This window comes from Kitasatospora atroaurantiaca (assembly GCF_007828955.1).
Taxonomy (GTDB): domain Bacteria; phylum Actinomycetota; class Actinomycetes; order Streptomycetales; family Streptomycetaceae; genus Kitasatospora; species Kitasatospora atroaurantiaca.
On the sequence record NZ_VIVR01000001.1, the window covers coordinates 3886593 to 3900357 of the forward strand.

At 69.3% G+C, this 13765-nt stretch carries 12 protein-coding genes; 5 read left to right on the forward strand and 7 right to left on the reverse strand.

Translation table 11 applies throughout. The annotated features are described in order from the left end of the window. The first annotated feature begins 252 nt into the window (after nucleotides 1-252). Nucleotides 253-816: a dihydrofolate reductase family protein gene (locus FB465_RS17910; RefSeq protein ID WP_145791908.1), complete on the forward strand. Its 564-nt coding sequence runs from the start codon at nucleotides 253-255 to the stop codon at nucleotides 814-816. Between the two features lie 137 nt (nucleotides 817-953). On the opposite strand, the gene dnaB is transcribed toward FB465_RS17910, so the two are convergent. Continuing rightward, nucleotides 954-2567: a replicative DNA helicase gene (gene dnaB / locus FB465_RS17915; protein WP_170290624.1), complete on the reverse strand. Its 1614-nt coding sequence runs from the start codon at nucleotides 2565-2567 to the stop codon at nucleotides 954-956. A gap of 449 nt (nucleotides 2568-3016) precedes the next feature. Between dnaB and FB465_RS17920 the strand changes: the two genes are divergently transcribed. Then, entirely contained in the window at nucleotides 3017-4348 is a 1332-nt protein-coding gene (locus FB465_RS17920) for an MATE family efflux transporter (RefSeq protein WP_145791909.1), read from the forward strand. A gap of 105 nt (nucleotides 4349-4453) precedes the next feature. Here FB465_RS17920 and rplI read toward each other — a convergent pair whose 3' ends face one another. The 4 genes from rplI to rpsF form a co-directional block, all read right to left on the reverse strand. Then, nucleotides 4454-4900, reverse strand: coding sequence for a 50S ribosomal protein L9 (rplI, locus tag FB465_RS17925; protein ID WP_145791911.1), 447 nt, complete (start codon nucleotides 4898-4900; stop codon nucleotides 4454-4456). Between the two features lie 17 nt (nucleotides 4901-4917). Continuing rightward, the gene (gene rpsR, locus FB465_RS17930) at nucleotides 4918-5154 is read right to left on the reverse strand and encodes a 30S ribosomal protein S18 (RefSeq protein WP_030270170.1); all 237 of its coding nucleotides are present in this window, start codon (nucleotides 5152-5154) and stop codon (nucleotides 4918-4920) included. Nucleotides 5155-5257: 103 nt separating this feature from the next. Then, nucleotides 5258-5860 (reverse strand): single-stranded DNA-binding protein, encoded by a 603-nt coding sequence (locus tag FB465_RS17935; protein ID WP_145791913.1) that lies wholly within the window; start codon nucleotides 5858-5860, stop codon nucleotides 5258-5260. Nucleotides 5861-5964: 104 nt separating this feature from the next. Then, on the reverse strand, nucleotides 5965-6255 hold the full coding sequence (rpsF, locus tag FB465_RS17940) for a 30S ribosomal protein S6 (protein WP_145791914.1): 291 nt from the start codon (nucleotides 6253-6255) through the stop codon (nucleotides 5965-5967). Nucleotides 6256-6557: 302 nt separating this feature from the next. On the opposite strand from rpsF, the gene FB465_RS17945 reads away from it, so the two are divergent. The 3 genes from FB465_RS17945 (at nucleotide 6558) to FB465_RS17955 (ending at nucleotide 9251) form a co-directional block, all read left to right on the forward strand. Beyond that, entirely contained in the window at nucleotides 6558-6866 is a 309-nt protein-coding gene (locus tag FB465_RS17945) for a hypothetical protein (protein ID WP_145791916.1), read from the forward strand. A gap of 199 nt (nucleotides 6867-7065) precedes the next feature. Then, nucleotides 7066-8184, forward strand: a complete 1119-nt coding sequence (locus FB465_RS17950) for a lipid II:glycine glycyltransferase FemX (protein WP_145791918.1) — start codon at nucleotides 7066-7068, stop codon at nucleotides 8182-8184. A 23-nt stretch (nucleotides 8185-8207) separates the two neighbouring features. Next, nucleotides 8208-9251 carry an alanine racemase gene (locus FB465_RS17955; protein WP_145791920.1) on the forward strand — a complete coding sequence of 348 codons (1044 nt, stop codon included), beginning with the start codon at nucleotides 8208-8210 and terminating at the stop codon, nucleotides 9249-9251. Nucleotides 9252-9271: 20 nt separating this feature from the next. Here the strand turns inward: FB465_RS17955 and FB465_RS17960 are convergent, their stop codons facing one another. Both FB465_RS17960 and FB465_RS17965 read right to left on the reverse strand, forming a co-directional pair. Next, a complete protein-coding gene (locus FB465_RS17960; protein WP_145791921.1) occupies nucleotides 9272-10804 on the reverse strand; it encodes a glycosyltransferase family 87 protein in 1533 nt (510 codons plus the stop codon). A 196-nt stretch (nucleotides 10805-11000) separates the two neighbouring features. Beyond that, nucleotides 11001-13553 carry a transglycosylase domain-containing protein gene (locus FB465_RS17965; RefSeq protein ID WP_145791923.1) on the reverse strand — a complete coding sequence of 851 codons (2553 nt, stop codon included), beginning with the start codon at nucleotides 13551-13553 and terminating at the stop codon, nucleotides 11001-11003. Nucleotides 13554-13765 lie beyond the last annotated feature (212 nt).

Consider the following 13765-nt stretch of genomic DNA (forward strand, 5'->3'; position numbering starts at 1 on the left):
GCGGTGACCCTACAGGTTGTAGGATCTCGCCGCCGATGACATGTCGATCTTCTGTGACCTGCTGGTTCTCTGTTGTCTCACCGCGATGTCACCCAAGATCAGTCTCAGATCGATGCCATTTCCTCGGCGGAACGATGAGTCTGCGGCTGAGCCACCGAGCACGAGGACTACATGTGAGCTCAGATCGCGCACCGATGAGTTTCCCGCGCGCCGGTCTGTACGCGTGAGACCGACTCACGGAAGGCTGGCGCCATGCGGAAACTGATCTACGGCATGAACCTGACCCTGGACGGCTATATCGCCGCGCCCGGCGACGACATCGGCTGGAGCGTGCCGAGCGACGAGCTGTTCCAGTTTTGGTCCGACCAGTTGCAGGCGACCGACCTGTCGCTGTACGGGCGCAAGCTGTGGCAGACGATGAGCTCCTACTGGCCGACCGGCGACCAGCAGCCCAACGCCACCCCGGCGGAGATCGAGTTCGCGCGCCGCTGGCGGGACATGTCGAAGGTGGTGTTCTCCTCGACGATCGACAAGGTCGACTGGAACACCCGCCTGGTCACCGGCGACGCGGTCGCCGAGATCACCCGGCTCAGGGCCGAGGACGGCGGCCCGATGGACATCGGCGGCGCGACGCTCGCCGGGGCGGCCATGCGGGCCGGGCTGATTGACGAGTACGTGCTGGCCACCGCGCCGGTCCTGGTGGGCGGCGGCACGCCGTTCTTCACCGCGCTGGACAACTGGGTGAACCTCAACCTGGTGGAGACGCGGACGCTTCCCTGCGGCGTGATCCTGACCAGGTACGAGACGAGGCGCTGAGCGCCCGTGACCCGGACTACCGCCCGAGCCACCCAAACGAGTGAAGCCCCTGAACTGCAAGTCTCATGGCAGTGGCATTTCTGCCATCCATCTGCCAACTGCCGTGAGATTCCGCCAAGGCTTGAGACCCGACAAGGTCAGGTCACGTCGCGGGTCATGTCGACGAAGCGGGAGTAGTGGCCCTGGAAGGCGACCGTGATGGTGGCAGTGGGGCCGTTACGGTGCTTGGCCACGATCAGGTCGGCCTCGCCGGCGCGGGGGGACTCCTTCTCGTAGGCGTCCTCGCGGTGGAGCAGGATGACCATGTCGGCGTCCTGCTCGATCGAGCCCGATTCACGCAGGTCGGAGACCATCGGCTTCTTGTCCGTACGCTGCTCCGGGCCACGGTTCAGCTGGGACAGCGCGATCACCGGGACCTCGAGCTCCTTGGCCAGCAGCTTGAGGTTTCGCGACATGTCGGAGACCTCCTGCTGGCGGCTCTCGGCCCGGCGCGAGCCGCCCGACTGCATCAGCTGGAGATAGTCGATGACGACCAGCTTGAGGTCCTGCCGCTGTTTCAGACGGCGGCACTTGGCACGGATCTCCATCATCGACAGGTTCGGCGAGTCGTCGATGTAGAGGGGAGCCGCCGTCACATCCGGCATCCGGCGGGCGACCCGCGTCCAGTCGTCGTCCGTCATGTTTCCGGAGCGCATGTGATGCAGGGCCACCCGCGCCTCGGCGGAGAGCAGACGCATGGCGATCTCGTTGCGCCCCATTTCGAGCGAGAAGATCACACTCGGCAGACCGTTGGTGATCGAACAGGCCCGGGAGAAGTCCAGGGCCAACGTCGACTTACCCATGGCGGGTCGTGCGGCGATGACGATCATCTGGCCCGGGTGGAGGCCGTTGGTGAGGGCGTCGAGGTCGGCGAAGCCGGTGGGGACGCCGGACATCTGGCCTGCGCGGGAGCCGATGGCCTCGATCTCGTCGAGGGCGCCCTCCATGATGTCGGCGAGCGGGGCGTAGTCCTCGCTGGTGCGCTGCTCGGTGACGGCGTAGATCTCGGCCTGGGCGGCGTTGACGATCTCGTCCACGTCGCCCTCGGCGGCGTAACCCATGCCGGCGATCCGGGTGCCCGCCTCGACCAGGCGGCGCAGGACGGCGCGCTCGTGGACGATCTCGGCGTAGTACTCGGCGTTGGCGGCGGTGGGGACGGAGTTGACCAGGGTGTGCAGGTAGCCGGGGCCGCCGACCCGGGTGAGTTCGCCGCGCTTGGTGAGCTCCCCGGCGACGGTGATGGGGTCGGCCGGCTCGCCGCGGGCGTAGAGGTCGAGGATGGCGCCGTGGATCAGCTCGTGGGCGGGCCGGTAGTAGTCGGCGGGCTTGAGCACCTCGACGACGTCGGCGATCGCGTCCTTGGAGAGCAGCATGCCGCCCAGCACGGACTGTTCGGCGGCGAGGTCCTGCGGCGGGACGCGCTCGAAGCCGTCCACAGCCTGGCGGGTGTCGTCGGAGCCCGACCCACCGTCACGCTTGCGCTTGTCCCCGAAGCCCCCCGAGCCGCCGAAACCACCTGAGCCACCCGCTCCACCGGAGCCGCCGCGCTGAAAGCCGCCCTTTCCTCCGCCCTCGGAGCTCTTGCGCGAGACCGGCAGGCGGTCTCCCGGGCCGTCCGGGAAGGGGCCGGGGGGGAAGGCGTCGTCGGACGGCTGCCAGTCATCCTCCGGTGGCGGAGGTACGTCGTGGTCGTCGTACTGGGGGCCGGTCACGCGTGTTCCCCGATCAGCGAGTGGTGCGAGTTGGAGCAGGCCTTGCCGGTGACGCACCCTCTTTCATACGCCACCGCACCGACAAATCCGGCGCCGGGAGGGAGGTGTCGCGCGGGCGGCAGCGGTGGGTAAGCGACCACGCTAAGGGGCTGGACGCCGATCGGCCAAGATGGTTATCCACAGGGCATGTGGATGACGGGCCCTCACCTGTGGAGAACTCCCTCAAACCTGTGCACAAGTCTGTGGACACTACTGTGGATAACCACACCATCTACCTGGCGTCAACCTGCTGACCTGCGGTTACTCCGTCCACGGGCTGTGCATGAGAAATACTTCACACACTCAGGTCTCCCACCGTCGACCCCACCGACACCCGCCCTCGATCAAGATTTCGAGTAAGCATCCAAAGCTGCTTGCGCCTATTACCTGTGGATGAGTACTCTGACCGCATGACAAGCGCCTCCGCCCCGCCTCGCCGGCAGCACGACCGGGAGATCCTGGCCCTGGCCGTCCCGGCCTTCGGGGCGCTGGTCGCAGAGCCGCTCTTCCTGATGGCCGACTCCGCCATTGTCGGCCACCTCGGCACCGCTCAGCTGGCCGGTCTCGGGGTCGCCTCGGCGGCGCTCACCGCCGCCACCGGCGTCTTCGTCTTCCTGGCGTACGCGACCACCGCCGCCGTCGCCCGCAGGATCGGGGCGGGCGACCGCCAGGCCGCCATCCAGCAGGGCATCGACGGTATCTGGCTCGCCCTGCTGCTCTCGGTCGGCGTGGTCGTGCTGACCCTTGCACTGGCCCCCCAGGCCGCCACCGCACTGGGCGCCTCGCCGACGGCCGCCCCGTACGCCGTCACCTACCTCCGGATCAGCGCCCTCGGCATCCCGGCGATGCTGATGGTGCTGGCCGCCACCGGCGTGCTGCGCGGCCTGCAGGACACCCGCACACCGCTGCTGGTGGCCGTCGGCGGCTTCGCCTCCAACATCCTGCTCAACCTCGGCCTGGTGTACGGCGTCGGCCTGGGCGTGGCCGGCTCCGCCTGGGGAACGGTGCTGGCGCAGAACGGGATGGCGGCCGCATACCTGCTGGTCGTGGTCCGCGGGGCCCGCCGGGAGCGGGCACGCCTGCGCCCCGACCCGGAAGGGATACGGGCCTGCGCCAAGGCCGGCGGACCGCTGATGGTCCGCACGCTGAGCCTGCGGGCCGTCCTGCTGATCGCCACCGCCGTGGCCGCCCGGCTCGGCGACGCGGAGGTGGCGGCCCATCAGATCGCCATGACGCTCTGGGGGTTCCTGGCCTTCGCTCTGGACGCCATCGCGATCGCCGGCCAGGCCATCATCGGCCGCTACCTCGGCGCCGGGGACGTCCCGGGCACCAGGGCGGCCACCCGGCGGATGGTCGAGTGGGGGGTCGGCTCGGGGATTGTGCTCGGGCTGCTGATGGTGGTCGCCAGGCCGCTGTACGTGCCGCTGTTCACCCCGGATCCGGCGGTCCAGGACCTGCTCTCCGCCGTTCTGCTGCTGGCGGCCCTGACCCAGCCGCTGGGCGGTCTGGTCTTCGTGCTGGACGGGGTGCTGATGGGCGCCGGCGACGGGACCTACCTGGCCTGGGCCATGCTGGCCACGCTCGCTGTCTTCGCCCCGGTCGCCTGGGCGGTGCCGGCGCTCGGCGGCGGCCTGATGGCGCTGTGGTGGGCGATGAACCTGTTCATGCTGGTACGGGCGCTGTTCCTGGGCCTGCGCACGCGGACCGGCAGCTGGCTGGTCACCGGAGCCGTGCGGGTCTGACCACGGCGTCGGCCGGAAAAGAGCCCGCAGAAGCCGGGCAGCGCAAAACCTGAGGGCCGGACCCCCCGAAGGGAGTCCGGCCCTCAGGCGCGGCTAGCGCAGAGCTCAGGCAGCGACGACGGCGACGTCGAGGTTGGCCTGGACGTCGGCGTGCAGCTTGACCGAGACCTTGTGGGTGCCCACGGTCTTGATCGGCGAGGCGATCGCGACGGCGCGCTTGTCCACGACCGGGCCGTCGGCGGCCTTGATGGCCTCGACGACGTCGGCCTGGGTCACCGAGCCGAACAGGCGGCCGGCGTCGCCGGAGCGAACGGCCAGCTTGACCTGCAGGCCCTCGAGCTTCGCCTTGACCTCGTTGGCGGCCTCGAGGGTCTGGATGGCGTGGACCTTACGGGCGCGACGGATGGCGTCGACGTCCTTCTGGCCGCCCTTGGTCCAGCGGATGGCGAAGCCACGCGGGACCAGGAAGTTACGGGCGTAGCCGTCCTTGACCTCGACGACCTCGCCGGCGCCGCCGAGACCGGGGACCTCGTGAGTGAGGATGATCTTCATTCTTCGGTCACCCTCTCTTAGCGCGTGGTGGAGGTGTAGGGCAGGAGTGCCATCTCACGGCTGTTCTTCACGGCCGTGGCGACGTCACGCTGGTGCTGGGTGCAGTTGCCGGTCACCCGGCGGGCACGGATCTTGCCGCGGTCGGAGATGAACTTCCGCAGCAGGTTCGTGTCCTTGTAGTCAACGTAGTTGACCTTGTCCTTGCAGAAGACGCAAACCTTCTTCTTCGGCTTGCGAGCAGGCGGCTTCGCCATCATGTGCTCCATTTGGGGTTCACGACCCACAGGTGCCGGGGCACCGCGCGGATCGCACGAAATCTCTCAGCATGCCTGGGCCCGAGGGCCCGGCGCGCACCGCTTAGAACGGAGGCTCTTCCGAGTAGCCGCCACCGGCCGGGGCACCCCAGCCGCCGCCACCACCCTGGTTTCCACCAGGGGCGGGAGCGCTGGACGCCCACGGGTCGTCGGACGGAGCGGACTGACCGCCGCCGGAGCTACCGCCCCAGCCGCCGCCACCCTGCTGGCCGCCGCCGTACCCGCCGCCGCCGTTGCCGCCACCGAAGCCGCCGCCACCGGGGCCGCCCTGGCCGCCGGACCGGTTGGCCCGGGTGACCTTGGCGGTCGCCGAACGCAGGCTCGGGCCGACCTCGTCGACCTCGACCTCGAAGACCGTCCGCTTCTCGCCTTCCTTGGTCTCGTAAGACCGCTGGCGCAGTCGGCCCTGCACGATGACGCGCATGCCGCGCTGCAGCGACTCGGCGACGTTCTCCGCGGGCTGACGCCAGACGTTGCACGTGAGGAAGAGGCTCTCGCCGTCCTTCCACTCGTTGGTCTGACGGTCGAAGGTCCGCGGCGTGGACGCGATGCGGAACTTGGCGACCGCGGCACCCGAAGGGGTGAAGCGCAGCTCGGGGTCGTCGACGAGATTGCCGACGAGGGTGATGACGGTCTCGCCTGCCATGGTGGTGATGACCTCTCGGAAAGGAGTTCTGCGGTGCTCGTCCGGATGTTTCACGTGAAACATCGGACGTGAGTCACCCGACGCCCGAAGGCATCAGAGACGACTCAGTGGGTGTCCGGGCGCAGGACCTTGGTCCGCAGAACCGACTCGCTCAGGCCAAGCTGGCGGTCGAGCTCCTTGACGACCTCAGGCGTGGCCTTGAGGTCGATGACCGAGTAGATGCCCTCGGACTGCTTGTTGATCTCGTAAGCCAGACGGCGACGACCCCAGGTGTCGACCTTCTCCACGTTGCCGCCGCCGTTGCGGACGACGGTGAGGAAGTTCTCGATCAGGGGGGCGACAGCGCGCTCCTCGACCGAGGGGTCGAGGATGACCATCAGCTCGTAGTGACGCATGAGTAACCCACCTCCTTTGGACTCAGCGGCCACGGTCTTTCCGTGGCAGGAGGGTTGTGCAGCGTCGGCACCGGTGCAGTGACGACGTACGGCCACCGTAGCGGCCAGGTCCGACAGTCGGCCTCCGGCCCGGCTAAGGGCAGACGGGGGCACAACTACACCAGTGCAGACCGCACAGCCTACCCGCACCCATCCGGCCGAACAAAATGCATACCGGTTGTGATCCAGGGCGTAACGGCGGGAATCTGTACAGAACGGGTGTCCAGCCCGTCCGCGTGTCCTCCACCAGGAGGTGGGTCCTCATGGCACAGACCATCCGCCGATTCCCGCAGCTCACCCTCAACACCGACGGCCGGCCGCACCCGAAGGAGAACACCCTCGTCGGGCTGACCGTCGTCTTCGGCCTGCTGTCGTTCGTCAGCTCGTTCTTCTACAACCTCCACATCATGAGCTCGTGGACCGGCCTGGCCGGTGTCGTCACCGGCCTGTGGGGCCAGTTCATCTCGGTCACCACGGCCGAACGGTTCGTCCTGGTCATCGCACTGGTCGCTTCGGCGTTCGGGCTCGGCATCGGCATGGCCCACGGGGGGTTCTTCGGGGGCGTGTGGTGACACGCGCGCTCTGATCCGTCCGGGGAAAGCCGTGCAAGCGGCGTAACCTCCGGCGCCCTCCTCCCGTACATACCTGTGCACAGGTCCGCGAGGAGGGCGCCGCCATGTCTGCCCGGCACGTCCAGCCCGGCCCGCCCGAAACGGACCATTCGGGCGATAGGGTCACCCCTACCGGCCGACCGAGGAGGAGCACCCCAGCATGAGCCTGCGCCTGAGGACGATCACCCGTGAGGAGCACCTGGCGTTCATCAGGACGCGCTCGTCGGCCAGCCACATGCAGGTGCCGTCCTGGGGGGACGTCAAGGCCGAGTGGCGCACCGAGAGCCTCGGCTGGTTCGACGGCTCGGGCGAGCTGGTCGGCGCCGGGCTGGTGCTCTACCGGCAGCTTCCCAAGGTCAAGCGCTACCTGGCGTACCTGCCCGAGGGCCCGGTGATCGACTGGTTCGACCGGGAGCTCGACCAGTGGCTGGAGCCGATGCTGGCCCACCTCAAGGCGCAGGGCGCGTTCTCGGTGAAGATGGGCCCGCCGGTGGTGATCCGCCGCTGGGACGCCCCGACCATCAAGGAGGCCATCTCCGGCGGGACCGCCAAGCGGCTGCGCGACCTCGACCCCGACTGGTACGAGCCGCGGGCCTTCGAGGTGGCCGACCGGCTGCGCAAGGCCGGCTGGCTGCAGGGCGAGGACGGCGGGGCCGGCTTCGGCGACGTCCAGCCCCGGTACGTGTTCCAGGTGCCGCTGGCCAACCGCTCGCTGGACGACGTCCAGAAGGGCTTCAACCAGCTCTGGCGCCGCAACATCAAAAAGGCCGAGAAGAGCGGCGTCGAGGTGGTCCAGGGCGGCTACGAGGACCTCGCCGTCTTCCATCAGCTGTACGTGGTCACCGCCGAGCGCGACCACTTCACCCCGCGCCCGCTGGCCTACTTCCAGCGGATGTGGAAGGCGCTCGTCGCCGAGGACCCGAACCGGATGCGCCTCTACGTCGCGTACCACGAGGGCGAACCGCTGGCGGCCACCACGATGCTGACGGTCGGTGAGCACGTCTGGTACTCCTACGGCGCCTCGGCCAACCACAAGCGCGAGGTCAAGCCGTCCAACGCGATCCAGTGGCGGATGATGCGCGACGCGTACGCGCTCGGCGCGAGCCTGTACGACCTGCGCGGCATCAGCGACACGCTCGACGAGGACGACCACCTCTTCGGGCTGATCCAGTTCAAGGTGGGCACCGGCGGCCAGGCCGCCGAGTACCTCGGGGAGTGGGACTTCCCGCTCAACAAGCTGCTCCACAAGGCGTTGGACCTCTACATGTCCCGCCGCTGAGCCCCAACCCACGGGAGAGACCGATGACCCTGTCGCTGTACGTGGACGCCGCACGCTGGCGCGCTCACCAGCGGGCGGTGCTGGCCGAGTTCCCCGGCCTGGTACCGGTGGCCAAGGGCAACGGTTACGGCTTCGGGAACGGCCTGCTGGCCGGGGAGGCGGGGCTGCTGCGGGCGGCCGACGGCCGGGTGGACTGCCTGGCGGTGGGGACGGCCTACGAGGCCGCCGACGCGGCCGGGCGGTACGAGGGCGAGCTGCTGGTGCTCACCCCGTACCGGACCGGTGAGGAGTCGCCGGAGCTGCCGCGAAGAGTGCTGAGAACCGTGGCGCACGTCGAGGCGCTGCGGGCGCTGCCGCCCGGCTCACGGGTGGTGGTGGAGTGCATGACCAGCATGCGGCGGCACGGCATCGGCCCGGCCGACCTCGGCAGGCTCCCGGTGGACTCGGTGACTCTCGAAGGCTTCGCGCTGCACCTGCCACTGGACCGGCCGGACGGCTCCGACCCGGTCGCCGAGGTCGCGCATTGGGTGCGGGCCATCGGAGCGGCCGGGCTGCCGGCCCGCACGGTCTTCCTGAGCCACCTCGGCTCGGCGGACCTGGCCCGGCTGGCCCGGCAGTTCCCCGCCACCTTCTTCCGCTCGCGGATCGGCACCCGGCTCTGGCTGGGCGAGATCGGCGCGCTGGAGAGCCGGGCCACCGTCCTGGACGTCACCCCGGTCGCCAGGGGCGACCGCTACGGCTACCGCCAGCACAAGGCGCCGTCCGACGGCCACCTCCTGGTGGTCACCGGCGGTACGGCGCACGGCGTCGGGCTGGAGGCGCCCAAGTACGTGCACGGCATGGTGCCGCGGGCCAAGGGCCTGGCCCGGGCCGGGCTCGCCACCGTGAACCGCACCCTCTCGCCGTACGCCTGGGCGGGCAGGCAGCTCTGGTTCGCCGAGCCGCCGCACATGCAGGTGAGCATCCTCTTCCTGCCCGGCGACACGAAGGCCCCTTCGATCGGCGACGAGCTGTCGCTGAACGTCCGGCACACCACGACGCACTTCGACCGGGTCGTGCTCCGCTGAGCCCGTCGGCCTGACAGGGCCTAGCGGTCGACGTGCTCCCCCGGAGGCAGCCACTCCATCTCGCCCGGCAGGGCGAACCCCGCGTACGTCTCCTCCTCGCGGAGCCGGCGGGCGGTGCCCAGGACGAAGACGTCCGGCGCGTGGTCGAGCACCCCGCCCGAGGGATCGTCACTGCCGTCCCAGCGGACCGGGTCGCGCTCCGGCAGCAGGATGTCGCGGATCACCATCACGCAGAGGTAGAGCGTGCCGAGCAGGTGCAGCACGATGGCGAAGTGGTACCAGTCCTGCCCGATGCCGTGCTGCTTGGAGTCGCCGGTGTAGGCCAGGTAGGACCAGACGCCGAGGAAGTACAGCACCTCGCAGCCCTGCCAGATCAGGAAGTCCCGCCAGCGCGGGCGGGCCAGCGCGGCGAGCGGGATCAGCCAGAGCACGTACTGCGGTGAGTACACCTTGTTGGTCAGGATGAAGGCGGCCACCACCAGGAAGGCCAGCTGGGCGAAGCGCGGCCGGCGGGGGGCGGAGACGGCCAGCCAGCCGATGCCCAGGCAGCTGAGGACGAGCAGGCCCCCGATCCAGATGTTGAGGGTCTCCAGCTGCTTGCCCCGGTCCTGCATCAGGATCAGCCAGAACGAGCCGTAGTCCTCCTTGCGGGTCTGGCTGAAGGTGTAGAAGGTCGCCCAGCCCTTCCAGTTGGCCAGCATGATCGGCAGGTCGACCAGCAGCCAGGCCCCGACCGCGGCGGCGGCCGCCTGCCCGAAGGCGCGCCAGCGGCCGGCCCGCCAGCAGAGCACCAGCAGCGGGCCGAGCAGCAGCACGGGGTAGAGCTTGGCGGCGGTGGCGAGTCCGATGAAGACACCGGCCCAGACCGGCCTGCTGCCCGACCAGTACGCCATCGCGACGGCGGTGAGGGCGACGGCGAGCAGGTCCCAGTTGATGGTGGAGTCCAGCGCCAGGCACGGGGCGAGCGCGAAGAGCAGCGCGTCCCAGGGGCGGCGCCGGTGGGTGCGGGAGAGGGCGACCACCACGACCACCGCGCAGATCAGCAGCATCGCGGCGTTGACCATCCAGAACCACTGTTCGCGGGTCTCGGTGCTGCCGCCGGGCGGTGTCAGCCAGGCGGCGATCTGCATGAAGAACCCGGTGAGCACCGGGTACTCCAGGTACTGCATGTCGGGCGTGGGCTGCGGCAGCATGTCGACGTACGGGTGCAGCCCGGCGGCGAAGCCGCGCCCGGTGAACAGGTGCGGGATGTCGCTGTAGCAGGCGTGGGTGTACTGGGCGGTGGCCCCACGGAACCAGCCGCCGTTGTAGCAGGGCAGCTTCTGCACCATGCCCAGGATGTACGTGACGACGACCGTCAGGGCCAGGAACCGGGCCGGGATCCACCACGAGACACCGAGCAGCGCCCGCCGTCCGGGCGGGCCGCCGAGCACCTCGCTGCCGGCGGCCGCGACCGGGTCCTCGTCGGCCGGGACGACCACGGTGTTGGGCAGCGGGCCCTCGGGCACCGCGATCGCGGGCCCGGCGGTTTCGTCACTCGCGCTCGACGTCATGGCGGACATGATGCCGCACCATTCCTGGGCGGACGAGGAGACCCCGGAAAACACACCGGCGGCCCGGCCGGGGCCGGCACAGACGCCGGTGGCGGCCCTCCGAGGAGAGCCGCCACCGGGTGGTCGTCGATCGGGACCGGGCCCAGGCCCGGTCTGACAATTCGCCGTGCGCCCGGCGGGAATTGTCAGACCTGGCCTAGCCCGCGCCGGTGTTGTTCGCCGCTGCGCCGGCCGACGGTGTCGAGGTGTCGGTCGGTGACTGGTCCGGCTTGCCCGTGGGCTTCTTGGTGTTCGTGGGGCAGAAGCCCAGGAAGCAGGACGGGGTCGCGGTCGGCGAGGTGGTCGGGTCGGCCGACTTGCTGGCGCTGGTCGTGGCCGACGGCGCCGTGGTCGTCGGGGCGGTGGACGCGCTTTCGGAGGCCGAGGCCGACGGGGACGCCGTGGACGGGGCACCCGAGGAGTCGACCTGGTCGCCGAACGGCTCCGGGTCCGGGAAGGGCTCGCCCTTCTGACCGTTCATCACCGTCCTCATGTAGCGGGCGAAGATGTCGGCCGGGAAGTCACCACCGTGGACCTCGTCCTTGCCGGCGGTGCCGTCCAGCGAGAGCAGGCCGGGCTTGCCCGGCTCCTCACGCCACATACCGACCGAGGTCACCAGCTTCGTGGTGTAGCCGACCCACCAGGCCGAGGTGCCGGCGTCGGTGGTGCCGGTCTTGCCCGCCACCGGGAAGCCCAGGGAGCTGGTGGCGGCCTTACCGGTACCGTTCTTGGCCACGTTCTCCAGAACGTCGGTGATGTTGTCCGCCACCGCCTGGTCCAGCACCGCCTTGGACTGCGGCTTGGCGAAGCCGGGCTTCTCGACGCCGTCCTTGAGGACCTTGACCACCGAGTAGGGGTCGGTCTGCTGACCGCGCGCGGCGAACACCGAGTACGCGGAGGCCATCCGGATCGCACTCGGAGTGGAGGTGCCGAGCGGGTACGTGAGGGTCGAGGAGTCGACGAGGCCCGCCTTCAGGCCCAGCGCCTTCACCATCTTCTCGACGTTCTTGCCGCCCACGTCCTGGCCCAGCTGGACGAACGGCACGTTGTACGAGTACTGCATGGCCGTCTTGAGCGTGACGAAGCCCTTCGTACCCCCGCCGCTGTTCCTCTGGTGGTAGGGCTTGCCGTCGTCGCCGATCGCCGGGGAGCCGTCAGCCTTGTAGATCGGGGCCATGTTGTCGGCGAGGTAGCGGCTCTCCGCGTTGATCCGCTTCGGCTTGCCGTCGTCACCGGTCTGGCTGAGCACGCCGTTCTGCATCGCGGTGGCCAGCACGAAGGGCTTGAAGGTCGAGCCGACCGGGATACCGCCGGCGTCCGCGTTGTTGGTGTAGTGCTTGTTCTCCACGCCGGGGCCGCCGTAGATGGCGACGATCGCTCCGTCGTTCGGGAGCACCGAGGCCGCGCCGACCTGGACGAACTTGTCCTGTTCGTGCTTGTCCGGATGCAAGGTGGCGGCCTGGAAGTCGTCGACGGCCTTCTTCAGGGCGTCCACCTTGTCCCGCTGGAACGTGGTGTAGATCTGGAAGCCGCCCTTGCCGAGCACGAGATCCGTGATCGTCTTGTCCTTGGTCTGCACGAAGTTGTTGGCCATCTCGACCAGGTAGCTGATCTCACCGTTCATGCTCGCCGGAGCCTTCTGCGGGGTCGGCTCGGGGAACTTGCCGCACTTGGCCCGGTCCTCGGGGGTGAGCGTCTTGGTGATCACCATCCGGTCGAGGATCCACTTCCAGCGGTCCTCCGCCCGGGCGTGGTTGGCGGGGCTGAGGGTGGGGTCGTACAGGCCGGCGCCCTTGAGCAGACCGGCCAGCATCGCACCCTGGCAGGCGTCGATCTTGCTGGCGTCCACGCCGTAGTACGCCTGCGCCGCGGCCTGGATGCCGGTGGCACCGCGGCCGAACCAGCTGGTGTTCAGGTAGCCCTCGAGGATGTCCTCCTTGCCCTTGCTCTGGTTGATCTTCAGGGTGATGAAGAACTCCTTGGCCTTACGGCTCAGCGTCTGGTCCTGGCTGAGGTAGGCGTTCTTCACGTACTGCTGGGTGATGGTCGAGCCGCCCTGGGTCTCGCCGCCGGTGGCCATGTTGTAGACGGCCCGGGCGATGCCCTTGGGGTCGATGCCCGTGTCGTTCCAGAAGCTCTCGTTCTCGGCTGCGACCACGGCGTTCTGGGCCGGTTTGCTTATGTCCCCGAGCTTGACGACCTGGCGGTTGGTGGTGCCCTGCCTGGTCATCTCCTGGCCGTCGGCCCAGTAGTAGATGTTGTTCTGGTCGTGCACCAGGTCCTTGACGTCGGGGACCGGCGTCAGTGCGTACGCGACGCCGACGGCGGCCACCCCGCCACCGAAGAAGATGAGGAAGACCGTCAGCAGCTGCTTCCAGGACGGCAGCCAGCGACGCACCCCGGACTTGCCGTACCTGGGGTAGTCGATGAACCGCTTCATGCCCGGCTTGCCGCCGCGCCCGGTCGCCGGCTCGGCCGCACCGCGCTTGCCGCCCTTCTGGGCCTGCTTGCGCATCTCGGCCCTGGTCAGCCGGGGCTGCCGGGCCGTCTCCCGCCCGCCGGCACCGGGCCTGGCGCCTCCGGGACGGTCGTACGAGGGCGCACCCTCGGGCGGGGTCCCGTAGGCGTACGGGCGTCCCCCGTCGGCCCGACGGCCCGGAGGCTGCTCACCGCCGCCCGGGTTGGGCGACCTTCGCCGGTGTTCGCTCATCTTCCAGCAACTCCTCGGTCAGACCGTCTAGGGCCTGAAGGCAGGGTTCACTTCCGATGCCCGCAACCGCCTTAACCCCGGAGGTGGTCCTCGTGCACACGCGACAGCGTACGCACCCGTAAATGAGTACTAATCGGGCATCACCTGCCAAGAGCCGCAAAATGGCTCCAGATCATTACATGCCCGTTGCCAAGTGGACCCGAGTGGCGCTT